General features: G+C 43.9%; 16 protein-coding genes and 1 tRNA gene. 5 read left to right on the top strand and 12 right to left on the bottom strand.

The features are described 5' to 3' along the window. Positions 1-22 precede the first annotated feature (22 nt). The 3 genes from C7120_RS10125 to C7120_RS10115 form a co-directional block, all read right to left on the bottom strand. Positions 23-2,467, bottom strand: a complete 2,445-nt coding sequence (locus C7120_RS10125) for an ATP-dependent helicase (RefSeq protein ID WP_107621571.1) — start codon at positions 2,465-2,467, stop codon at positions 23-25. 7 nt (positions 2,468-2,474) lie between these two features. Next, entirely contained in the window at positions 2,475-3,203 is a 729-nt protein-coding gene (mtgA, locus tag C7120_RS10120; protein WP_107621570.1) for a monofunctional biosynthetic peptidoglycan transglycosylase, read from the bottom strand. A gap of 76 nt (positions 3,204-3,279) precedes the next feature. Next, positions 3,280-3,981: an OmpA family protein gene (locus tag C7120_RS10115; protein WP_107621569.1), complete on the bottom strand. Its 702-nt coding sequence runs from the start codon at positions 3,979-3,981 to the stop codon at positions 3,280-3,282. A 205-nt stretch (positions 3,982-4,186) separates the two neighbouring features. Between C7120_RS10115 and proS the strand changes: the two genes are divergently transcribed. The 5 genes from proS (at position 4,187) to C7120_RS10090 (ending at position 15,153) form a co-directional block, all read left to right on the top strand. Next, entirely contained in the window at positions 4,187-5,668 is a 1,482-nt protein-coding gene (gene proS / locus C7120_RS10110) for a proline--tRNA ligase (protein ID WP_107621568.1), read from the top strand. 489 nt (positions 5,669-6,157) lie between these two features. Beyond that, positions 6,158-7,030: an RNA polymerase sigma factor RpoD/SigA gene (locus C7120_RS10105; protein ID WP_107621927.1), complete on the top strand. Its 873-nt coding sequence runs from the start codon at positions 6,158-6,160 to the stop codon at positions 7,028-7,030. A gap of 77 nt (positions 7,031-7,107) precedes the next feature. Then, positions 7,108-9,138, top strand: coding sequence for a DUF5686 family protein (locus tag C7120_RS10100; protein ID WP_146154256.1), 2,031 nt, complete (start codon positions 7,108-7,110; stop codon positions 9,136-9,138). Next, entirely contained in the window at positions 9,080-12,292 is a 3,213-nt protein-coding gene (locus C7120_RS10095; protein WP_369916871.1) for a UvrD-helicase domain-containing protein, read from the top strand. Before C7120_RS10100 ends, C7120_RS10095 begins: the two co-directional genes overlap by 59 nt. Next, entirely contained in the window at positions 12,289-15,153 is a 2,865-nt protein-coding gene (locus C7120_RS10090) for a PD-(D/E)XK nuclease family protein (protein ID WP_107621565.1), read from the top strand. Before C7120_RS10095 ends, C7120_RS10090 begins: the two co-directional genes overlap by 4 nt. Positions 15,154-15,203: 50 nt before the next feature. Here C7120_RS10090 and C7120_RS10085 read toward each other — a convergent pair. The 9 genes from C7120_RS10085 to C7120_RS10045 all read right to left on the bottom strand — a co-directional run bounded on the left by C7120_RS10085 (position 15,204) and on the right by C7120_RS10045 (position 23,673). Beyond that, positions 15,204-15,291, bottom strand: a tRNA-Ser gene (locus tag C7120_RS10085). A gap of 159 nt (positions 15,292-15,450) precedes the next feature. Then, positions 15,451-15,852, bottom strand: a complete 402-nt coding sequence (locus tag C7120_RS10080; protein WP_107621564.1) for a hypothetical protein — start codon at positions 15,850-15,852, stop codon at positions 15,451-15,453. Between the two features lie 239 nt (positions 15,853-16,091). Continuing rightward, the gene (locus C7120_RS10075; protein ID WP_107621563.1) at positions 16,092-16,679 is read right to left on the bottom strand and encodes a YigZ family protein; all 588 of its coding nucleotides are present in this window, start codon (positions 16,677-16,679) and stop codon (positions 16,092-16,094) included. Then, a complete protein-coding gene (locus C7120_RS10070) occupies positions 16,676-17,923 on the bottom strand; it encodes a DUF1015 domain-containing protein (RefSeq protein WP_107621562.1) in 1,248 nt (415 codons plus the stop codon). Before C7120_RS10070 ends, C7120_RS10075 begins: the two co-directional genes overlap by 4 nt. 8 nt (positions 17,924-17,931) lie before the next feature. Further along, positions 17,932-18,849: an NAD(P)-dependent oxidoreductase gene (locus tag C7120_RS10065; protein ID WP_107621561.1), complete on the bottom strand. Its 918-nt coding sequence runs from the start codon at positions 18,847-18,849 to the stop codon at positions 17,932-17,934. A 54-nt stretch (positions 18,850-18,903) separates the two neighbouring features. After that, the gene (serC, locus tag C7120_RS10060) at positions 18,904-19,971 is read right to left on the bottom strand and encodes a 3-phosphoserine/phosphohydroxythreonine transaminase (protein WP_107621926.1); all 1,068 of its coding nucleotides are present in this window, start codon (positions 19,969-19,971) and stop codon (positions 18,904-18,906) included. Between the two features lie 78 nt (positions 19,972-20,049). After that, complete coding sequence (locus tag C7120_RS10055; protein ID WP_107621560.1) at positions 20,050-21,375, bottom strand: DEAD/DEAH box helicase; 1,326 nt, start codon at positions 21,373-21,375, stop codon at positions 20,050-20,052. Further along, positions 21,372-22,568, bottom strand: coding sequence for a M48 family metallopeptidase (locus tag C7120_RS10050; RefSeq protein ID WP_107621559.1), 1,197 nt, complete (start codon positions 22,566-22,568; stop codon positions 21,372-21,374). Before C7120_RS10050 ends, C7120_RS10055 begins: the two co-directional genes overlap by 4 nt. 10 nt (positions 22,569-22,578) lie before the next feature. Continuing rightward, entirely contained in the window at positions 22,579-23,673 is a 1,095-nt protein-coding gene (locus tag C7120_RS10045) for a lipopolysaccharide assembly protein LapB (RefSeq protein ID WP_107621558.1), read from the bottom strand. Positions 23,674-23,729: the final 56 nt, after the last annotated feature.

Genomic DNA, 23,729 nt, shown 5'->3' with positions numbered 1-23,729 from the left:
GGGATGCCATCGTTGCTGCTAATTAAGAAATAACCTTGAATTTCGCAAACTTCAGCAACAATTGTTTGGTTCCGGTATTTTGAAATTCCACGGTAGCTTTCGCGTTTTCTCCTGTTCCTTCAACTTTAATGATTTTTCCAAGGCCAAAACGCTGGTGTTCAATCATTACTCCTTCTGCCAAGGAGGTCATATCATGCGGAGAGGGCGATTCCTTTGTTTTTCTACCGCCATTCTGAATCGCATCAGTAACCTTTCTCAAACTTCCACCACTACGGACTAATCGCTGTTTAAAAGACTCCGACAAAGGGTCAACAGCTATCTCTTGTTGATGCCGGGAAGTGATTTTCTGTTTAGGATCTGCCATAAACTGTCCAGCAACAGGTTTGGAATTTTGCCATCTATCAGATCTCTGCGGATAGAATGTATTTATTTCACCATCTGCATCCCAAAGCTTTCTTTTATACCTTTCCCATTTGGAATCCATATCGGGAACAGTCCCCTCCTCTATACTTATATGTCTCGGATCTATCTCTTTAAGGAAACGGCTTGGCGTATCAAATTCCATTTTTCCATATCTAAAGCGATTTCTTGCACAAGTTAAGATGCAATGCCGTTCAGCTCGTGTTATGGCAACATAAAGCAGTCTTCGTTCCTCTTCTAATTCACGAAGGTTATTAGCTGCCATCGGGCTTGGAAAAATGTTCTCTTCCATTCCCACTATGAATACCGTGGGGAACTCAAGCCCCTTTGCGGAGTGTATAGTCATTAAGGCAACTTTGCTTGTTTCATTATCATTACTGTCGAGGTCGGAAAGCAACGACACTTCTTGCAAGAAATCCGGAAGAAGCGCCTCGTGTTCTCTCCCCTCCTCTTTTCTTCCTTCGACAAAGTCATTCATCCCGTTTAAAAACTCCTCAAGATTCTCTTGTCTGGACAATCCCTCTGGGTCCGAATTAGAATATATATCCATGCTAATACCGCTTATGGAAATAATTTCCTTTCCCAGCTCATATACATCAGTACTGTTTAGCTTTTGAATGAAGGCTGTTATCATATTCCTGAATCCATTGATTCTCGAAAGTGTGCCTTTGCTTAAATTCAACTCATATAATGCCGGGGTATTGATAATTTCCCATAAGCTCACCGTACTTTGCTGGGCAGCTTCAATAATCTTTTGTATGGTTGTATTGCCTATTCCTCTCGCAGGATAATTAATTATTCGTTTAAATGCCTCTTCATCATTAGGATTTACCACCAGGCGGAAGTATGCGATGATATCCTTTATTTCCTTTCGCTGATAGAAGCTCAGTCCTCCATAGATACGATAAGGAATTCCTTGCTTCCGCATTTCTTCTTCGAAAGGCCGGCTCTGTGCATTTGTCCTATACAAGACGGCAAAATCAGAATATTCACAACTTTCCTGTCTCTTAATCTTTTGGATGTTCTTCGTAACAACGGCGGCTTCCTCACGGTCGCTATATACAGGTTTCAGTATCAGTTTCTCTCCTTCTTCATTTTTACTATATACATCTTTATCTATCTGCCGCTGATTATGTTTCATCAGACTGTTAGCTGCCAGGACGATCCGCTGAGTTGATCGATAGTTTTGCTCCAGTTTAAAGAGCCGGGAACTCTTATATATTTTCTGGAAATCAAGTATATTGTCAATGTTGGCACCACGAAACCCATAGATACTCTGATAGTCATCGCCGACAACGCATATCTTCTGGTTTTCTTTTGTCAAAAGCCATACTATTTGCTGTTGTACATAGTTGGTATCCTGATATTCATCGACCAATACATATTGGAACCGCTCCGCATACTTCTCCCGAACAGATTGATTATCCCGGAAGAGCTTAAATGTATTCGTCAACAAATCATCGAAGTCCATGGCATTGGCTTGCCGAAGTCGATTTTCATAGGTTGAATATATCTTATATAGCTCCGGCATTCTCATTTGTTTATCCCGCTCCAGCAGACTTCCGTCATTGGCATATTGTTGGGCAAAGCACAAATGATTCTTCGCCATGGAAATTCGATTATGTACCGAAGCAGGCTTGTATGCCTTGTCGTCCAGTTGCATTTCCTTGATAATAGCCTTCAAGAGTGAGCGACTATCCGCTTCGTCATATATGGTAAATGCCGGCGTATACCCCGCCAAATCGGCCTCGTATCTGAGAATTCTGGAAAAAATCGAATGGAAAGTGCCCATCCATAACTCGCGCGCCTTACCGTTTCCCACAAGACTGCCTATGCGCTCCTTCATTTCATTTGCCGCCTTATTTGTAAAAGTGAGGGCAAGAATATTCCAAGGACTCATGCCTTTCTGTAGGAGGTATGCTATCTTATAGGTCAGCACGCGGGTTTTCCCAGAGCCCGCACCTGCAATTACAAGTTCTGGCCCATCGCAGTATTCTACAGCCTGACGCTGGCTTTCATTCAATTGGGTGAGTATGTTTTCCGTCATTACGAACTTATCTTTTATTGTGATATATACCGCCAGATACCGTTTTGGGATCTATATCTTTGCCCTCTTTGGGGAATGAGGGTATGAATTTCATTTCCCGTTCTATGCGACGCTGCCTTTGCCTCATATATGCACTTGGATATTTAGAGGAGAATTTCCGCGGATTGGGAAGGGTTGCGGATATTAACGCACAGTCTGCCCTGGACAGTTCTTTGGCAGTTTTTCCAAAATGATATGCCGCGCACGCGTCAACGCCATAAACGCAATCCCCCATTTCTATGGAATTCAGATAGACTTCCATGATGCGCTGCTTGCTCCATATCAGCTCGATGAGCGCCGTGAAATAGACCTCAAATCCCTTTCTGACCCAACTCCGACCCGGCCACAAAAAGACATTCTTAGCCGTCTGCTGCGAAATCGTACTTGCCCCATGCACCTTAGCGGTCTTACTCTTGAGATTATGGGCGGCAGCCTTTTCTATGGCATTATAATCAAATCCATGATGCAGCAGAAACCTTTGGTCTTCACTTGCCATTACGGCAACGGGCATATGCGGCGAGATTTCATCCATGGAGACCCAATGGTGGCGCATCGTAAGGCTTCCATTTTCCACACACCTTATAATCATTAACGGCGTTACATAAACAGGCAGAAACCTGTATGCAACCACAGCTGTTATTGTGGAAGCAAAAAAGAGAGCTGTTATCCAACGAATGGCCTTGAGTATCAACCTCATTTCTACAGAAAGAGGGATGCACACTTTCTATATGGCATGCATCCCTGTTTTAGTTTGACTTAAAATTCTATACACTTTACTTCAATGTACCGGCATTGGCCGCGTCGACCATCGTCTGGGAAGCATACAAATATACTTCTACACGGCGATTCTGCTGTCTGCCTGCCGAGGTGGAGTTGTCTGCCACAGGCTCCGAGCTGCCCTTGCCTACGATGTTCTTGAATTGGGAAGACGGGACTCCACAGCTCTTAAGATAGCTTACGACACTCTGCGCGCGGCTGTTGGACAACGGGATGTTAATACCATCGTTCCCCGTAGAATCCGTGTGCCCATAAATATCAACATGGCAATCGGCATTATTCCTCAGCACTCCCGCGAATTTCGCAAGCTCGTTCTTGGACCTTGCGTTCAATACCGCCTTGTTCGTAGCAAATAGGATACCGCTGTCAAAGGTTACCTTGACTGCAGCCAGTCCGTTGGCATCGGTTACTTCCTCCACTTTGGCATTCTGGACCTGGGCGGCCGTTTCCTGCGCGACTTTATCCATGTGTCGGCCAATCAGCGCACCTGCGCCCGCACCGACGGCACCGCCTATTGCCGCACCGATAGCCGTGGCCTTAGAATCTTTACCGATAATATTACCAAGTATACCGCCCAACACGGCACCACCTCCGGCGCCGGCCAGACTGCCCGTTCCCTGCTTTGTTGCGCAAGAAGTAACTCCACTCATTACGGTCAGGAAAGCAAGGCCCAATGTCATCAATTTCATTTTTCTCATAATCTATTTAATTTTAAATGTCTGTATCAATAGGATTTGAATCTATTGCAAAGATAATTCTTTTTTCGCATAATGGCTGTTTTACCAACTTTTTTTAGTACTTTTGCTGCAAAATTAGAGATTCCAGAAATCTCTGCGCCGGGATTTTGCCTAAAGGATGATAGGCATTTCCCTAAAAGCAGCAAAATAAAGACAGAAATAAATTATGGCAAAAGAATTAAAAGAGCTTACCAAGCGTGCCGACAACTACAGTCAGTGGTATAACGACTTGGTAGTAAAGGCAGACCTCGCCGAGCAGTCTGCCGTCCGGGGATGCATGGTCATCAAGCCATATGGCTATGCCATCTGGGAAAAAATGCAGGCACAGCTTGACAAGATGTTTAAGGAAACCGGTGTTCAGAACGCCTATTTCCCATTGCTAATCCCCAAGTCATTCCTTTCGCGAGAGGCCGAACATGTGAAAGGATTTGCCAAGGAGTGTGCCGTAGTTACCCATTACCGCCTCAAGGCCGACGAAGATGCCAATGGCGTCGTGGTCGATCCTGCGGCTAAGTTGGAAGAGGAACTCATCGTGCGCCCTACTTCCGAGACCATCATTTGGAACACCTATAAGAATTGGATACACTCTTATCGCGACCTTCCCCTGATGTGCAACCAGTGGTGCAATGTCATGCGCTGGGAAATGCGCACCCGGCCCTTCCTCCGCACATCAGAGTTCCTGTGGCAGGAAGGCCACACGGCCCACGCCACCCGTGAAGAAGCGGAGTCTGAAGCACAGAAGATGCTGCATGTATATGCCGACTTTGCCGAGAAATGGATGGGCGTTCCCGTAATCCAGGGAGTAAAAAGTGAGACCGAAAGATTTGCCGGAGCTCTCGACACTTACACCATCGAGGCTATGATGCAGGATGGCAAGGCGCTTCAGAGCGGCACATCCCACTTCCTCGGGCAGAACTTTGCAAAATCCTTTGATGTAACATTCCTGAACAAGGAGAACAAACCCGAGTATGTGTGGGCTACCTCCTGGGGTGTCTCGACGCGACTCATCGGAGCCCTCATCATGACCCATTCTGACGACAACGGCTTGGTGCTTCCTCCACGGCTCGCACCGATTCAGGTTGTCATCGTGCCTATCACCAAGGGCGAGGAACAGCTAAAGGCGATTACCGGGAAGTTAACCCCTGTCATCGACGCTCTTCGTGCGGCGGGTATCAGCGTGAAATACGACGACTCTGGCAACAAACGACCAGGTTTCAAATTCGCGGACTACGAATTGAAAGGCGTCCCCGTGCGCCTCGTAATGGGCGGTAGAGATCTGGAAAACAATACCATTGAGATCATGCGCCGCGACACCCTTGAAAAAGAGAGCGTGTCTTTCGAAGGCATTGTTGAGCGTGTGAAAAATCTTCTTGAGGACATTCAGGAAAACATATTCGAGAAGGCCCGCACCTATCGCGATGCTCACATTTATGAATGCGACGACTATGAGGAATTCAAAGAGCGCATTCAAGGGGGAGGATTCTTCCTTTGCCATTGGGATGGAACAGCCGAGACCGAGGCGAAAATCAAGGAAGAGACACAAGCTACGATTCGCTGCATTCCCTATGGTTTCGAGCAGACGCCGGGAGTAGACATGGTTTCTGGCAAGCCAGGCAAGGCGCGCGTGATTATCGCCCGCAGCTATTAACTTACTGGTCCGCACCCCTATATCATCCTTGTAGCGGCTCCTAATAGGCAGGCTGTGGTTGCTTGCCTATTAGGATGCTGCCACTTATTATCATGGAATCTGCCACCCTGATGAGGGATAATCACCCCCCTTGTGCCTGACAGCCGCAAACAGAATGACAAAATCGGCGATTTTGTCTGACAATTTCGCCGATATTGTACGACAAAGTCGCCGAAATTGTCATCCCACTAACCGCCTTTACACATTCTCCCGATATCGGCCAGTCGAAGCGGGCACGACTTCTGAATTTCCTGTTGCCTATTTATGGCATGTTTTTTGCTGTATTTAAGAGACGACGGGGAGGGACGCCGCTTAACATTTTTTATGCAAAAATAAATCCGATATATTGAACAAGGTATCGTTATTTTTTGTAATTTTGCAATGTTTTTCGGTAACTTCAACCGGAAAATAACTGATTATCAAGTTGTTAGAAAGGATAAGCTATATAAGATGAGACAATTAAAGATTCAAAAGAGTATTACGAATCGTTCAAGCGAAGCCCTGGATAAGTATCTGGTGGAGATTGGGCGAGCACCTCTCATTTCAATTGATGAAGAAATAGAATTAGCACAAAAGATAAAGAAAGGAGGACCGGAAGGCGAACGGGCAAAGGACAAGCTGGTAACGGCCAACCTGCGTTTTGTTGTCTCCGTGGCAAAACAATACCAACATCAAGGCCTTACCCTCACCGACCTCATAGACGAGGGTAATATCGGCTTGATAAAAGCGGCTCAGAAATTTGACGAAACTCGCGGTTTTAAGTTCATCTCCTATGCTGTTTGGTGGATTCGGCAGAGTATTCTTCAGGCCATCGCAGAGCAGAGTCGCATCGTTCGCCTGCCGTTGAATCAGGTAGGGTCTCTGAACAAAATTAACCACGAAATCAACAAGTTTGAGCAAGAGAACCAGCGCCATCCTTCAGTCGGCGAACTTGCTGAGGCAACAAACATCGATGAAGAGAAGATTGGGCAGAGCCTGATGGCCGATGGCCACCATGTAAGTATTGACGCTCCCTTCCAAGACGGCGAAGACAACTGCATGCTCGATGTAATGCCTTCCGGTGATGACAGCCGTACGGACAGACAGGTCGACCACGAGAGCATGGCCATGGAACTAAACCAAGTATTGATCAAGGTACTGAAGGATCGTGAAATAACGATCATCCGAGAGTGCTTCGGAATCGGCTGCCACGAAAAAGGTTTAGAAGAAATCGGCGATCAGCTCGGTCTCACCCGTGAGCGAGTACGCCAGATTCGCGAGAAAAGCATAGCCAAACTTCGCGACAGCGGCAATGCTAAAATTCTGATGAAATATCTCGGATAAGTTTAAGATCATTCAAAAATATCCCCCCGTCTCTATTGTGGAAACGGGGATTTTTGTTACCTTTGTAAATGATGCGCATGGCAAAATACATATTTTTATTAGCCTTTACATGCTTGTCCCAAGTAGTGAGAGCAGACAGCGAGGAGAAGAATGATGCCCTCATGTTGGGTCGCGTGTTCAACTATATATCTACCGTCGACACCGCAGAGTTGAACGATGCCATCAGCTACTCATATGTAAAGAGCAAATTTGAGGTGGAGAGACGAAACATCGCACTGCTTCCCGTTCCTTCGATGTACCGAGTTGCGCACGGCCCCCGGCGGAAATATATCACCGAAAGCTATTATCGCGTTATTCATCACAACATGGAAAATGTAGAAACGAAAAGAATGGTTTTCCTCAGTACAATACCTCATCATGGAAGTGCTTTGCCCACAATCGGCAAGTTTCTGAGGCCAACAATATACTCTGAAACCATCATTGAAGATTACATTCTGTCTCCATTCTGCCAGACGAACAAGCGATTTTATAAATACAATGTTATCTTTCTTCCTCAACATAAGGTGAATATCTATTTTCAGCCGAGAATAGAAAATACACAGCTGGTCAAAGGATCCGTAGTGGTCGACTCGCTTTCCGGCCGCATTATAAGTGGATATATGGATGGAGAATATGACATGATATCATTTCACTTGACACTTAAGATGGGTGATGAAGGGGCGAGATCATTATTTCCCGTAAGCTGCGATTTGAAGGCTGAGTTTGACTTCATAGGGAATAAGATTGCCGCAAGGTATTCAGCTTATTTTGGTCTGGAAAAGACGATAGATGATTATGTCGACGAAGTAGAGGATTTGCGGCTGATGTCTCGATTGCGGACGAAGGAGTTAAGGCCTGAAGAGATTGAAGTGTATAAAGAGTTCTACGGCGATTCAACACAACTAAATATTAAAGAAACGAAGAGAGAACGCAGTTGGGTTAAACGCGTATTCTGGGATACTATCGGAGAACATTTGCTGCAAAAGACAACTGGCTATTATGGAACCAACGACCAGGGCTATATTAGGGTGAATCCACTCTTCAACCCGCTTTATATGGGTTATAGCAAAAGGAAAGGATTCTATTACAAGTTTGACATCCGAACAACCTTTTCGTTTTCGGAAAATAGTTTCGTATTTGCCAGGTTCAAGGCCGGGTATTCTTTCAAACAAAAGCAATTCTATTATCAAATTCCCTTTGAATATCATTACAATCGCAAAAAGCATGGATACATAGAACTCTTCGTTGGTAACGGAAACTGGATAAAAAACGCTGCAGCACGGGAAGGTGCTCTCGCCAACCTGACTGAAAAGGAGGGCCTCAATATTGAAAGGATGGAGTTTTTCAAAGATTTCCAATTGAAATTATTAAACAATTACGATATATCCGACAGGTTTAGTTTTCAAGTTGGCCTTATTGCGCACCATAGAGATGCAGTTGAAAGATATGCTTATAAAAAAGCAGGAATGCCTGTTTCGTATAGATCTGTTGCGCCCATGCTGGAAGTCAGTCTGCGCCCCATAGGATGGAGAGGCCCTGTGCTGAACCTTGACTGGGAACGCTCAATTAGAGGATTTATGAATGCAGATATCGCATATGAGCGCTGGGAAGCAGACTTACAATATATTCTTCGTGTACACCGATTGAGAAATCTCTCATTCAGAGGTGGCGTCGGGCTATATACATTCATTGACGGAAGCAACTATTTTCTTGATTATACCAACTTCAAGGACAATAACATACCTGGTGGATGGAACGATGATTGGACTGGTGAATTTGAACTTCTGTCCAGTGATCAATATAATCTTTCAAGATATTATGTCCGCTCTAATATAACTTACGAATGCCCTCTGCTTTTTTTAAGCTGGATGCCACTTGCCGGACATTTTATAGAGAAGGAACGCCTCTATGGAAGCACCTTGATCGTACCCCATCTACATCCCTATACGGAATTCGGCTATGGATTTACGACAAGATGGGTATCCATAGCCATCTTCTCGGCATTCAGGAATGGCAAGTATAACGGTTTCGGAGCAAAAATCGGCTTGGAACTATTTAGACAATGGTAAACCTATGAAAAACTCAAAACCATTAACTATTTATAAAGCCAGTGCGGGCTCTGGTAAAACCTTCACACTCGCAGTGGAATACATGAAACTTGTGATACTCAATCCACAAAGCTATCGCAATATCCTCGCTGTTACATTTACAAACAAGGCCACAGAGGAAATGAAGATAAGGATTTTAAGTCAATTGTATGGGATATCACAGGACGACGGGAAATCTCAGACATACAAAGATAAAATCATAGAAGAAACTGGACTTGCAGAAGATATTATAAAAAGGAATGCCAATATTGCTTTAAGAAATCTATTACACAACTACAATTACTTCCGCATTGAGACAATAGACGCTTTCTTCCAAACTGTGTTAAGGAATCTTGCCAGAGAACTGGACTTAACTGCAAATCTTAAGGTTGGGCTAAATGACTATCAAGTAGAAGAACAGGCCGTCGATGAGCTTATTGAGAATCTGGACTCACACGACAAGATTCTTACATGGATTATCGAGTATATAGACCAGAACATTTCTGACGATAAGGGGTGGAATGTAATAGGGAAAATCAAGAAATTTGGGGCTACCATCTTCAAAGATTTTTATAAGGAGAACAGTCGGCAGTTGAATGAAGTTCTCAACAAAGAGAATTTCTTTAATACCTATACACGAAAATTACGCAGCCTTAAACAGGAGTCAGAAGAGAAGCTTAACCATTATGCAAAGCTTTTTTTTGATGTTCTGGACGAAAAGGGACTAAAGGTTGACGACTTCTCAAAAGGCGCGTCAGGAGTATGTGGATATTTCATTAAGCTTAGAGATGGCAAGTTTTCCGATAAAGAATTACTTACCAAGACAGCTGTTAGCGGCATGGAGCATCCCGAAGAATGGGTTCTTAAGGCAGAGGCCAATTCCACAAATGAAAAGTTTATATTTGTTCAGACTACCCTCATGCCCCTTTTAAACAAAATAGAGCAAGAAAGACCACAATTAGTAAAGATATATAAGTCCGCGGAACTTACATTGCGGCATTTAAACCAATTGCGCCTATTAAGTAGCATAGAACGAAAAGTCCAAGAACTAAATATTGAAGCCAACCGCTTCTTATTAAGTGATACGCAATCACTTCTGCATGCCCTGATTGATGACAGCGACTCCCCTTTTATCTTTGAGAAGATAGGCTCTCAGTTGGAGCATGTCATGATTGACGAATTTCAGGATACGAGCATAGTTCAGTGGAGCAATTTCAAAGTTCTGCTACTTGAATGTATGAGTCATGCTAATGCGGATAATCTCATTGTGGGCGATGTGAAGCAAAGTATTTATAGATGGCGGTCAGGAGACTGGAGGCTTCTTAATGAGATCGAAAAGGAATTTCCATCACCTCTGCTTCAATTAGATATACAGAATCTGCAAATAAACTATCGCTCACAAAGAAATATTATAGAATTCAATAATGAGTTTTTCAGCAGGGCTTCAGCCGAAGAAAGCAGAGTTTTGGGCACAGATAATCCTGTTGATGTTTTGCAGATGAAGCGTGCATATGCCGATGTGTGCCAAGAAATCCCCATAAAGAAAGCTGAAGGCTTAGTACGCATAGATTTATATAATGAAACGGACGAGATCTTAGAAAACCTTTCAACAACTATTAAGGAATTGCGATCATTAGGCATAGGCTATGACAAAATGGCAATTTTAGTGCGTAACAACAAAGACATTCAACTACTTGCAGACCATTTTAGCCATAACTTCCCCGATATTCCTTTGGTTTCTGATGAAGCATTCAGATTAGATGCTTCCCAAGCCGTATGCACCTTAATTAGTGCCTTGAGATTTCTTATACATCCTGACAATCAACTGGAAAAAGCCTTTCTCAAAAAGATTGGTGCCAAAGAAGATGTTTTTCTTCACCGGGATGATTTGGTGTCCATGCCACTATATAGCCTTGCAGAGCAGCTTCTCTTAACTTTTAACAAGAAAGAATTCGAGCAACAAGGTGCATATATTTGTGCGTTTTTTGACCAACTCAATAAATTTCTTCAAGACAATATACCTGATATCGATACCTTTTTAAAAGAATGGGACGAAACCATCTGCCAGAAAACAATACAGAGTGGAGATGTACAGGGAATCCGTCTCTTAACTATCCATAAAAGCAAAGGTCTTGAGTTTGATAATGTTTTTATTCCGTTTTGTGATTGGAGACTTGAAAAAAGCGGCACTACGATCTGGTGCAAGCCTGAAAGAAAGCCTTTTGACGAGTTACCGCTTGTGTCCATAGACTTTAGTTCCAAGCAATTAATGGGAAGCATTTATGAAAAAGACTATTTGCATGAACATCTACAAAACATGGTCGACAATATGAATTTGCTCTATGTGGCATTTACCCGTGCCTCAAGAAATCTATTCATATCTGGTAAAAGAAGCACGGCCGCGACCCGTAGTGATATTATTGAAAAAGTCATTGAGGCAGTCTCGGTTTCATTAAAGGATAGTATATTTAAAGGAGATGTTAAAGACAAGAAATCAAATATATCCTTTTCCTATGGCACTATCTCCATGTCAAAGGGAGAAGAAAAAGCCGAGACTGGCAATGTCTTCATTCAAAAGCCAGAAATTATCACCATTGAGAAACTCGAAAACTACAATCATCACACGGAATTCCGCCAAAGCAATAAAAGCAAGAGCTTTATCGAAACGGAAGGAGATGAGGAGCAGAATCGGTTCATCAAGCTGGGTAATATCCTGCATGCGGTACTTTCTATGATCCACACGACCGACGATATTACATCCGCGTTAAAGCAATTGGAATTAGAAGGCATATTATATGATGAAAACCAGAATGCAGAAAGTCTGAAGAAACTGCTGCAGAAGCGATTGGAATTTCCTCGGATCAGAGATTGGTTTTCTCCTAAATGGCAGTTATTTAATGAATGCACGATACTCCATATTGAGCCGAATACGAATGAAGTGGTCGAACACCGGCCAGACAGGGTGATGACAAATGGAAAGGAAACCATTGTTGTTGACTTTAAATTCGGAAATCCTCGAGATGAATATAAGGATCAGATCAGGCTCTATATGCAGCTTCTTAAGGATATGGGACACAGGAATATCAAGGGATATTTATGGTATGTTTATAGCAACAAAATAGAAGAGGTGAAATGAAAAAGGGATTTCTTGAATATGTAGCAGAGGATATAATCGGTAAAATTGGTACAAATCTTGCGGATGTAGCGGTGGTTTTCCCCAATAAGAGAGCCGCGTTGTTTATCAATGAGCACCTCGCCCGCATTGCGGACAAGCCGATATGGAGTCCGGCATATATAACCATCAGCGATCTTTTTCGCCAACAGACAGAAGTGGAAGTCGGTGATTCCATTAAGCTGATATGCGACCTTTACAAGTCTTTTATTGAATGTACAGGAACGGATGAAACCCTTGACCATTTCTACGGATGGGGCCAATTGTTGCTCACCGACTTTGACGATATAGACAAGAACATGGCCGATGCCGACAAAGTATTTAGCAACTTGAAAGATATCCATGAGCTCGACGACATCTCGTTTCTCAACGAGAGCCAGAAAGAAATATTGAAAAAGTTCTTCCATAATTTTACTGACAGTCACCAAACAGAGATGAAGAAACGGTTTCTTACCTTGTGGAATCATTTAGGCGACATATATCATAATTACAATGAAAGGCTTACGGCACAAAACTTAGCGTATGAAGGGGCTCTATATCGGTCGGTAGTCGCTGACGGAAATGCCGTTTTTAAATACAACACATATATCTTCGTGGGGTTCAACGCATTGCACAAAGTGGAACGCGAACTGTTCTTAAAGCTGAAACGGGAAGGCAAAGCACGCTTCTATTGGGACTTCGACGATTATTATATGAAAGACAACGAAGCCGGTCATTATGTTAGTCAGTATCTTTCGGACTTTCCCAATGAGCTGGATTCAATGGATGGCGACATCTACGGGAATCTTGTCAAACCTAAGAAAATCAACTATATCAGCGCAACTACGGAGAATATCCAGGCACGATATATATCCCGATGGCTTCGCGAGAACAACAGGATTGCCGCAGGCAAGAAGACGGCCATTGTCATGTGCGACGAGAGCCTGCTGCAGACAATCATCCATTGTCTGCCCCCGGAAGCAGACAAAGTCAATATAACGACAGGCTATCCGCTATCACAGTCCCCCTTTTCCGCACTGGTGGGTTTGCTGTTTAGACTTCAGACCATTGGGCACCCTGCCAACACAGAGAAGTTCCGGATTCGCCAGGTGAGCCAAGTCCTGTCTCATCCATATGCCCGATATCTCTCTGAAGGCTGCCTTCCATTATTAAACGACCTTCAAAGCAAGAAGACATATTATCCTACGAGGGAAAGACTCTGTATAGACGAAGGACTCACATTATTATTCGGCAGTATCGAGACTGGCGACAGCAGCTTTAATGTCAAGCTGCTGCAATGGATGCTGGCCATATTGAAGCGGATTGGCACCAATGCGAAGACAGAGAGTAATCCTTTGTTTCAGGAATCCCTTTTCAGGATGTATACTCTGCTCAACCGCCTCTCTGAGTTATCTCAAAACGGAGACCTCTCGGTCGACCTGATCACGCTCGAAAGATTAATGCACCAGCTCATACAGTCTACATCAATTCCTTTCCATGGTGAGCCTGCCGTTGGAATACAGGTCATGGGTGTTCTGGAAACCCGTAATTTGGATTTCGAACATGTGCTGATACTTTCATGCAATGAAGGAAACATGCCCAAAGGGGTCAATGATTCCTCTTTTATTCCCTATAACATAAGAAAAGCCTTTGGATTGACGACCATTGATAACAAGGTGGCCATCTATGCTTATTATTTCCATTCACTGCTGCAGAGGGCAACGGATATAACCCTGATGTACAATAATGCCACGGAAGACGGACATACGGGAGAAATGAGCCGCTTCATGCTCCAGCTCATGGTGGAAAGTCCTCACAAAATCAAGCGACTATCATTGCAACCAGGACAAATCGCCTCGGTGAAATATCCTACAAAAATAGATAAGAGAAACGATTTCATTCGAGGGAAACTCAAGGCGATGGAGGAAATCTCCCCTACTGCCCTGAATCGGTATATCCGCTGCCAACTTAATTTCTATTACAACATGATACTGGGTATCAAGGAGCCTGATATGGATGATGAAGACATGATGGATAACCGCACATTTGGTAATATCTTTCACTACAGCGCCGAGCTCATCTATCAATCACTAAGGGAAAGCCACCCTGTAATCCACGAAAGCCACCTGAAAGAGCTGTTGAATCACCCGGAGATGATAGAGCGCGTCGTAGACAGGGCTTTCAAGAAAGAAGTCTTCAAAAACGAGAATGAGACTTTCAAGCCCGAATATAATGGCATTCAACTCATCAATCGCTCTGTCATCATAAGGTATCTTAGGCAGCTGCTGAGTATTGACGAGCAACTGACTCCTTTTGAAATAAAAGGCTTGGAATTGCCAATAAAAGAAGAAGTCAGATTCTCAACTGCCGAAGGAGAGCGAGGCATATCCGTCAAAGGCAATATCGACAGGCTTGACCAGATGGCATCCAATGGGGAGAGCCATATCCGCGTTGTTGACTATAAGACAGGAAATATACCAAGCATGAGAACCAACAGCATTGAAGATATATTCTCGGGCATTAACCTGCTCAAGAACCATAGCAACTATCATTTGCAGACAATGCTGTATTCTCTGCTCGTATACGACAACACGAAAATAAATCCCATGCATTTCCCCGTTACCCCTTCCCTGCTCTATATTCAGCATACGCAAGGTGAGAACGCAGACCCGACATTGTCTTTGGGAAAAAAGAAAATAGACAATATAGCGGAATACAAAGATGAATTTATGGAGAAACTGAGGTCGCTGCTCTCAGAAATATTTGATCCAGAGACGACATTTACGCCTACTGACGACAGAGATCGCTGCAAGAGCTGTGCCTATCATCAACTGTGCTGGTCGTAACGATAAAAAAGAACAAGGCCTCCCAACCATAATGAGAGACCTTGTTATCGCGGAAGATGAGGGATTCAAACCCCCGATACCCAAAGAGGGTATACCGGATTTCGAGTCCAGCGCATTCGATCACTCTGCCAATCTTCCTCAACTTTCGTACTGCAAAAGTAATACTTATTTTGAAAACGGCAAAGAAAAATCCGATAAAAAGCTTCTCATTTCGTAAACTTAACAACCTACGAAACACCGAAGGGGGCAAACTATGACCTCAAAACCACGGCCACCTGCCAGTATGCAACCGAATCTTTACTTCTTCTTTTGAGCCTGCTTGCGATAGGTTTCATCTTTAATGAGAAGTCGGCCGTCATTCAAGTCAATGGCTCCGGGATCCTTTACGATCGCGTCAATGCCCTTACGGCTCACCTTGATTTCTGCCATGCCGGCTGCCGGCTGTGAGGCAAGCTCCCACTCCGTATATTCTTGGTCAATGCCTTTTGTTGTTATCGTTCCGTCAGCATTCAGCGTTATCGTGCGCTGAAGGTCATAGCTCAGATAATCTCCCGCAGCACCTTTCATGAAATTTGAATCAAGCAGGACTTTGGATACATCCGTTGAATCTTGGCTCTCTGCGGTATTAGATGCCTTATTGCCGCATGAAACAAAGCCTATCAGCAAGGAAGAAACAAGAAGAATAGAGATTTTTTTCATTTTTCTCAAGTAATTTTATGGTTTATCAATGTCGCAAATATAAGAAAAATCAGAAAGAACAAAGAAGAACAAGGGTGATTTTCTAAATATTTAACAGAGAAAGAACTCGGAAGGGCTGGTTGCTTCAACAGATTCCGTTTGCCGCTTCCAGGTTTACAATCTCGGCGATTTCGTCTGACAATTTCGGCGATTTTGTGCGACGAAATCGCCGAGATTGTCAGAGGGCTTGCGGCATCCTATCATAAGAATGAAAGCTTAGCCAGGCGATCGCGGAGATTCTCGGCCTCGCTCTTGCGGATGCCGAGCGTTATCGAAGAGGTGTTGTCAAAGTGTTGGCTGATGATTCGGGCATTCATGTCCTTCACGATCCGCATGACCTCATTCATCATCGGATAGGTGAAATCATAGGTAATATGTTCTTCAACGATCTCTTCCACGATCCGGGCATTCCCTATCGCGTCCGCCGCCGCGCTCCTATAGGCAGCAATCAGGCCGCTTGTTCCCAAGTTAACTCCCCCGTAATAACGGACAACTACTATCAGGATATCAGTCAGACCATTGCTGTTGATCTGTCCGAGGATGGGCTTCCCCGCCGTTGAAGAAGGCTCGCCGTCATCATTTGAATGGAATTCCTTGCGCTCCGCGCCTAACATATACGCATGACAGACATGCCGTGCATCAAAGTATTTCTTACGATAAAAAGCCACGATAGTCTTTATCTCGTCAACAGAAGTTACATGATGCGCAAAAGCGAAGAACTTACTCCGCTTCTCAGAGTAAAATCCTTCGCTTATTTCGTTGGTTATCGTTTGGAATGAGTCTATCAAGACAACTTGTGAATTATCAATCCGCTACGCAACTTAGGTTCAAACCATGTGGCCTTGGGTGGCATGATCTTACCGCTATCGGCAATATCCATTATCTGCTTCATGCTAACAGGATAAAGGGCTAATGCCATTCGCATTTCGCCAGAATCAACCCTGCGCTTGAGTTCCTCCAGGCCTCGGAGCCCACCCACGAAATCTATCCGCTTGTCTGAGCGTAAGTCCTTGATTCCAAGAAGCTCATCCAGGATAAGGCGGGAGGAGATGTCTACATCCAGCACTCCGATAGGATCCATGTCATTATAAGTACCCTGCTTGGCTGTGAGGCTATACCATTCACCGTCAAGATAGAGACTGAATTCATGCAGGTGCCGAGGCTTATAGTTGGCTGTTCCTCTCTGCTCGACCTCGAAGTTCTTAGTCAAGGCAGAAAGAAATTCTTCCGATGACATGCCATGCAAATCCTTAACTACACGATTATAGTCGAGTATTGTCAACTGTGAAGCCTGAAAACATACGGCCATAAAGTAGTTATACTCCTCCGCTCCCGTATGATTCGGATTTTGTCTGGCTTTCTCGGCTCCTACCAGAGCTGCTGCCGCACTGCGGTGATGGCCATCCGCGATATACAGACTCGGCATCTTGCGAAACTCTTCGGTGATCGTGTCAATGTCTCCCTGGTCAGAAACCACCCAGAACTGATGGCGGAATCCGTCTATCGGAGCCACAAAATCATATTCTGGAGTTGTCTTGGCATAACGCAGGAGCAACGCGTTGAGAACGGCGTTGTCTGGATACGCAAAAAAGACAGGTTCCATATTGGCGTCGCAGATGCGCACATGCTTCATGCGGTCTTCTTCTTTATCTCTGCGGGTAAGTTCGTGTTTTTTGATCACGCCCGTAAGATAATCGTTCACATAGGCACCTACGACAAGACCATACTGCGTCTTTCCATTCATGGTCTGAGCATAGATATAATAATGGTCGTCGGCATCCTGGACAAGCCAGCCTTTGTCTTGGAACATCTGGAAATGTGCCGCGGCCGACTCATAGACCCGGGGATCATATTCTGATGTTCCCGGGGCAAAGTTTATCTCAGGCTTGATAATATGATAAAGACTTTTCTCATTATGGCCCGCCTCTTGCCGGGCCTCTTCAGAATCAAGGACATCATAAGGCCTGCTCTCCACCTCCTCCACATATTCCCGTGGTGGACGGACTCCCTTGAAAGGTTTGACTGTTGCCATAGAAGAAACTACTTATTTACCTGAAACTTAGTTGAACCTTCTGCAAAGAAGGCGTTAATCTGCCTGGCGGCAGCTATACCGGCATTGATGTTGGCCTCAGCCGTCTGGGCACCCATCTTCTTGGGTGTGGCAAAATAGCGCCCCTCAAATTTCTTGAACTCCTCGTCTGCATCAGGCTTAATGTCGGATATATATTTTAAATCCCCACGATCAGCAAACAGCTTGAGGAGCTCTGGCTCATTGATAACTTCCTTTCGGGCCGTATTAATCAAGATGCCACCTTTGCCCATCTGATTGACAGTGCGATAATCGATGCTCTGAATGGTTTCCGGAGTTGCGGGGATGTGAAGGGAAACAATGTCATTTGTCTGGAACAACTCGTCTTGACTGTTGCAAGCATGCACACCGGCAGCCTCTATAATCTCGGCAGGACAGAAAGCGTCGTATGCGCTGACCTCCATTCCAAAGCCTTTGGCAATCCTGCCCACATTGCGGCCAACATTTCCAAAAGCAAGGATGCCAAGTTTCTTTCCCATCAGTTCCGTACCGCTCTTGCCATTATAAAAATTGCGAACGGCATAGACCAAAAGGCCGAAAACTAATTCTGCAACAGCATTTGAGTTCTGACCGGGGGTATTCTCCACGACCACACCTTTCGTCTTGGCATATTCAATGTCAATAGAATCATAACCGGCACCTGCGCGGGCTATGATTTTTAGATTCTCCGCCGCATCAAGCACTTCCTGGGTAACCTTGTCTGAACGGACAATCATGGCGTCTACATCCCGAACAGACTCAAGCAGTTGGGTCTTATCGGTATACTTCTCAAGCAGAACCAACTCATGGCCTGCCCCTTCTATCTCTTTTCTAATATCTTCCACAGCCTTTGGAGCAAAAGGCTTTTCGGTTGCAACTAAAACTTTCATACCTTATATATTTATGTGAGGACGGAGATGTCCCGTCCCCATGATTATTGAAATTTAATACTTAGACTCGAAGTCTTTCATTGCCTGAACGAGAGCATTAACTCCCTCAAGAGTCTGGGCGTTATAGCAAGAAGCCCGGAATCCGCCTACTGAGCGATGTCCCTTGATGCCAACCATACCACGCTCTGTAGCAAAGTCGAAGAAGGGTTTTTCCAGTTCTTTGTATTCGTCATTCATTACAAAGCAGATGTTCATGACAGAGCGGTCTTCTTCTTTTACCGTTCCATGGAACAGTTTGTTGCGATCTATCTCATCATAAAGCATCTTGGCACGCTCCAACGCACGACGGTCCATTTCCTTTACTCCACCTTGGGCCTTCACCCAACGCATGGTTTCAAGTACACTATAGATTGGCACAACAGGAGGGGTATTAAACATGGAACCTTTTTCCACATGGGTGCGATAGTCTATCATCGTAGGCAATTCACGGGGAGCTTTTCCAAGCATGTCATCTTTAACGATCACTACCGTTACACCAGCCATAGCCATATTCTTCTGGGCACCTGCATAAATAGCGGTATATTTGCTAACATCTACAGGGCGCGACATGATGTCTGAGGACATATCTGCAATCATTGGAACTTTCACATCAAGGTCCTTACGGAGCTCCGTTCCGTAAATCGTATTGTTTGTGGTAATATGCAAATAATCCACATCCTCTGGAACATGATACTCGTGCGGATAGAAAGTGTAGTTCGCGTCAGCAGAAGAAGCCACCTCTACAACTTCCCCATAAAGCTTTGCTTCCTTCAATGCCTTCTTTGCCCATGTTCCCGTATTAAGATAAGCAGCTTTTTTGATCAAGAAGTTTGCGGGAATCTGCATAAACTGCAATGAAGCACCGCCACCAAGGAAGATAACCGAGTAGCCCTCTGGAATATCAAGTAATTCCTTAATGAGTGCGACTGCCTCGTCAACAACAGGCTGGAAATATTTTGCTCGATGGCTGATTTCCATAAGAGACAATCCTGTACCATTAAAATCCAAAATCTGTTTTGCCGTGTTTTCAATCACTTCCCTTGGAAGCATTGAGGGGCCTGCATTAAAATTATACATCTTCATAGCCATAAAATTTAAATGTTAAAATTATGCTGCTAAGTTACATTATTTATTTGAATAAACAAAATTTTAAGCAAAAATTTATCTAACTTCCTCAAATACAGTTTTAATTCCTTTGATTTTCTGACCATTTGTCAGTGTTAGGACTTGGTTGACTTTCGATTTCGGAATAGCCACATAAGTATAATAATCCTTTATATCTATGTGCCCGATCTCACTTCCTTGCAGGTTGGCTTTTTTACAAAGAAAGCCAACAATATCACCTTTCGACAGTTTTTCTCTTTTTCCTTTACCAATATATAATGTCGACATCTTAGGAATGGGGATCGTCTTCTTGTTGCCCAAGGGAATAAACGGACTCACATCGGCATCCACATAATCGGGAACCGACTCTCCTGGACCTAAAATAAAGAAACTGTTTCCTTTGGCATCCCAGCGCGCACTTCTGCCAACACGGTGGGTATAGCCTTCTTCAGCTTCCGGTAAATGATAGTGAATAATATTTTCAATATTGGGTATGTCCAGACCGCGTGAGGCTAAATCAGTGCTTACAAGAATATTTGCAGAGCCATTTGAGAACTTATAAAGGGCAGCCTCTCTTTGACTCTGCTCTAATCCTCCATGGAAACAACTTACACCGAAACCCTCTTCTTGCAAGTAGCCAGATACCCGCTCTACACTCTCACGGTAATTCAAGAACACAATACTCTGAGCATCGCCAAGATGAAGAAGTAGTTCGCGCAGAGTATTCAGCTTGTCCTTCTCGGGACTTTGGACTGTATAAACCGTAATCCTGTCTGATATCTGTTTTATGTTGGAGATATAATTGAGCGTCTTAAATTGGGGGTTGAGAATCCTCTGATCTTTCATTTCCTCCGCGGGCGTCGCAGAAAGAAGTATCTGGCGAGCACTTTGGGGCAAGCGAGTTATAAGATTCTGCATCTCAATCTGAAATCCCATCTCCAGACATTTGTCAAATTCGTCGATAACGATATACCGGAGATTGTCTACCAAAACATTAGCCTTGTCCAAATGGTCGTTTAATCTTCCCGGCGTCCCAAATATAATATGAGGCTGCACTTGACGAAGAGTTCTATGTTCATCCATGGTCGCACGCCCTCCATAGCAAGCACAGCTACGAAGTCCGCTGCTCATATCTTTCAAGACGGAAGAGGACTGCAAGGCCAACTCTCTTCCAGGGACAATAACTATAGCCTGTACCGCATTTATCTCAGATTTCAATCGTTGGCACAAAGGCAAGAGGTATGCTAATGTCTTGCCTGTACCTGTAGGCGACAATATCATGAGATTGTCCTCGGTATTGAGAATCGCACCGGACACAGCTTGTTGCATTTCATTGAGAGACTCAAGATGCATCTTCGCTAATATTTCACTTATCTCTTTCATTTCTTTAATATATGGTCGATTTCGTCAAACTCCTTTCCCATATTGAGGTTTAAATAGATTGTATATAGCGGAACTGCCCATCGCTCCTTCTTATTGGGGGCCATTTTGCGATATTCTTCTAAATAGGGCCTCGATTTCTTGTAAAGCTCCACGATCTTGTTCCTTCGTGAATGCGACACCTGTGTGGTCTTGTCTAATTCCACGGCCTGATTGAAGTAAGCCAGACCTATATTGAGTTGAACATCTGCAAGATGGGTGTTTTCCGCTAAAAGCTCATTACAGATGGAAATACACTCCGCATATTTGCCCATATTAAGTAGAATGCTACTTTTCACAAGACGAAACAGATGGCTTGTCGAATCTGCCGCCAAAGCATAATTACATACCTGCATCGCATCGCTCCACTGTCCACGATTTGAATAATACTCTATCAGACGCGGAAAGAAAAACGGGAATTTAGGATATTTCTGGAATCCCTCCTGAATGGTTTGGAAATAGCGGACAGTATCCTTTTCCAGCTTATATGTCTCGGCAAGATATTGCAACATTAAGTCATAGTGCTTCTCATCTTTAAGGGCCAAATATGTATGATGTAAGGTAAGTTTTGGGTCTTGCATCTTATAGCCACAATAAACAGCCCAGTAAGCAGCCACTGGCATCAATGGGTCGGTCTCATTATATTTGAAAGAACTGAAAAGAGGCTCATGGGCACATTCTATATATTGGTTAAAAAGCATATATGCTTCTTTGTATTTCTGTTTGTTTATAAAAAAGGTTCCGCCATTATATAGATTTGGGCGATATTGGTTTAAGTATTCGGCATGCTTTTTCCTATACTCGATATTAACCTTTCCTTTCTTATCCGGTTTCATTTCAAGGGAGTCCAATCTTTCCGCAGTCGTAAACATCCTACTTGCAATAGTAAACAAAGCTACCGTATCATATGGATGCTTCAGATAGAGCTTTTCGTTCCCTTGTTCATACTGCTTTCTCTGAGCATCAAAAAGTATTGCCCATATCTTCTTATTCTCCCGATGCGCTGTGTCTTCCAATAATTTTTGCATTAATTGCTCGGCCTGTTCAAGATTCTTGCCAGACTTCAAATAGTCCCTTGCCTTGGAGATGTCTTTTTTCTGGGCAGCAACGCTTAGTACCATCAAAAGTAAAAAAACTATATTTATTATCCTTTTCATCTCTCAATTCCTATTGCTTTATTAACGGTTTGACTGACGCCGCTTTACTGTCATCAAGCGCATATAAAACCTGATAAAGTGGAGCGGCCCATTGTACAATCTCTTGTTTTGGGTCAAGCCTTTCAGCCTTTTCCAAATACTGCCGACTTAAGTCGAACTTATGTTTAAGCCTTCTTATATCTTCTCCCTTCAGTCCTCCATGGTCTTTTTCCTGGCTTGCCTTTTCCTGCTGTGCCTCTGAGGAGTAGCAAACCCCGATATTATATATCGCTGGCACATAAAGCGAGTCTATCTTAATGGCACGATTAAATGCGGCAATGGCTCCTGCCCAGTTATGCCGCGACATCTCTACCTCACCTTTGAACTCCCATATAACTTTATTCCGGGGATACTTTTGGACCTCGCCATTGGCGAACTGCATCACTTCCCGCTCATGCCCAGGTGATGAAAAATAGCGTATCAGTTGAAGTAGATAATTTTGATTCTGCGGATCTTTATCATGTAAATCCAACAAGGCAATGACATACTTGGATGAATCGGTGCTTGTTCGCATCAACTGGCGCATACAATCCACTTTTATCTCGGCCGCTCTTTTCGCATATTTTTTTTCATAGAGCGCAGTATTTGCATAATGCTCCGCACGCTGATAATCTTTCAGGCCATAGGCAATACGGGCCGCGTAATAGGCTGCCGCGGGATTCGTTGGCTGTTCTTTGAAAAGAGAGCTTTTTCCTGTTGATAAATATAACTCTAATGCTCGGATGGCATCTTCTCCGCGCGAGTGTCGATAATAATAGCATGCGCCATCTATCAGATGTTCGCGAAGCGGTACTACTTCATGTTTAAGTTGTTGGAAATATTTGTTTTTTATCTTCCCCCCCTTGTTAGCTCTTGAATCATATTCCGCGCATTGTAGGGCTGTACTTATGGTCTTTTGAAGCGTGTTGTAATAATAAACGGAATCGGTCGTACTCTCAAGTTGACCTATTAGAAAGTTGACTTGATAATTCAAATTCTCCGCCTCTTTACGATAATCCATCCGCTGGGCGCATAAATTTAACCATGTGCCCAACATCCAAATTGTAAGAAGAGAAAACCGCTCCATCTGCTATAATTCAAAATGGGAAAGCCTTTATTCCAAGAATACAGGCTCCCCCATCA

Origin of the sequence: Prevotella sp. oral taxon 376 (assembly GCF_003043945.1) — a bacterium.
GTDB lineage: Bacteria > Bacteroidota > Bacteroidia > Bacteroidales > Bacteroidaceae > Prevotella.
This window is presented reverse-complemented; position numbering and strand designations above follow the sequence as displayed.

Coding starts and splice junctions, on each gene's coding strand:
- C7120_RS10125 (WP_107621571.1), bottom strand. CDS start 2,467: ATGACGGAAAACATACTCACCCAATTGAATGAAAGCCAGCGTCAGGCT.
- mtgA (WP_107621570.1), bottom strand. CDS start 3,203: ATGAGGTTGATACTCAAGGCCATTCGTTGGATAACAGCTCTCTTTTTT.
- C7120_RS10115 (WP_107621569.1), bottom strand. CDS start 3,981: ATGAGAAAAATGAAATTGATGACATTGGGCCTTGCTTTCCTGACCGTA.
- proS (WP_107621568.1), top strand. CDS start 4,187: ATGGCAAAAGAATTAAAAGAGCTTACCAAGCGTGCCGACAACTACAGT.
- C7120_RS10105 (WP_107621927.1), top strand. CDS start 6,158: ATGAGACAATTAAAGATTCAAAAGAGTATTACGAATCGTTCAAGCGAA.
- C7120_RS10100 (WP_146154256.1), top strand. CDS start 7,108: ATGGCAAAATACATATTTTTATTAGCCTTTACATGCTTGTCCCAAGTA.
- C7120_RS10095 (WP_369916871.1), top strand. CDS start 9,080: ATGGCAAGTATAACGGTTTCGGAGCAAAAATCGGCTTGGAACTATTTA.
- C7120_RS10090 (WP_107621565.1), top strand. CDS start 12,289: ATGAAAAAGGGATTTCTTGAATATGTAGCAGAGGATATAATCGGTAAA.
- C7120_RS10080 (WP_107621564.1), bottom strand. CDS start 15,852: ATGAAAAAAATCTCTATTCTTCTTGTTTCTTCCTTGCTGATAGGCTTT.
- C7120_RS10070 (WP_107621562.1), bottom strand. CDS start 17,923: ATGGCAACAGTCAAACCTTTCAAGGGAGTCCGTCCACCACGGGAATAT.
- C7120_RS10065 (WP_107621561.1), bottom strand. CDS start 18,849: ATGAAAGTTTTAGTTGCAACCGAAAAGCCTTTTGCTCCAAAGGCTGTG.
- serC (WP_107621926.1), bottom strand. CDS start 19,971: ATGAAGATGTATAATTTTAATGCAGGCCCCTCAATGCTTCCAAGGGAA.
- C7120_RS10055 (WP_107621560.1), bottom strand. CDS start 21,375: ATGAAAGAGATAAGTGAAATATTAGCGAAGATGCATCTTGAGTCTCTC.
- C7120_RS10050 (WP_107621559.1), bottom strand. CDS start 22,568: ATGAAAAGGATAATAAATATAGTTTTTTTACTTTTGATGGTACTAAGC.
- C7120_RS10045 (WP_107621558.1), bottom strand. CDS start 23,673: ATGGAGCGGTTTTCTCTTCTTACAATTTGGATGTTGGGCACATGGTTA.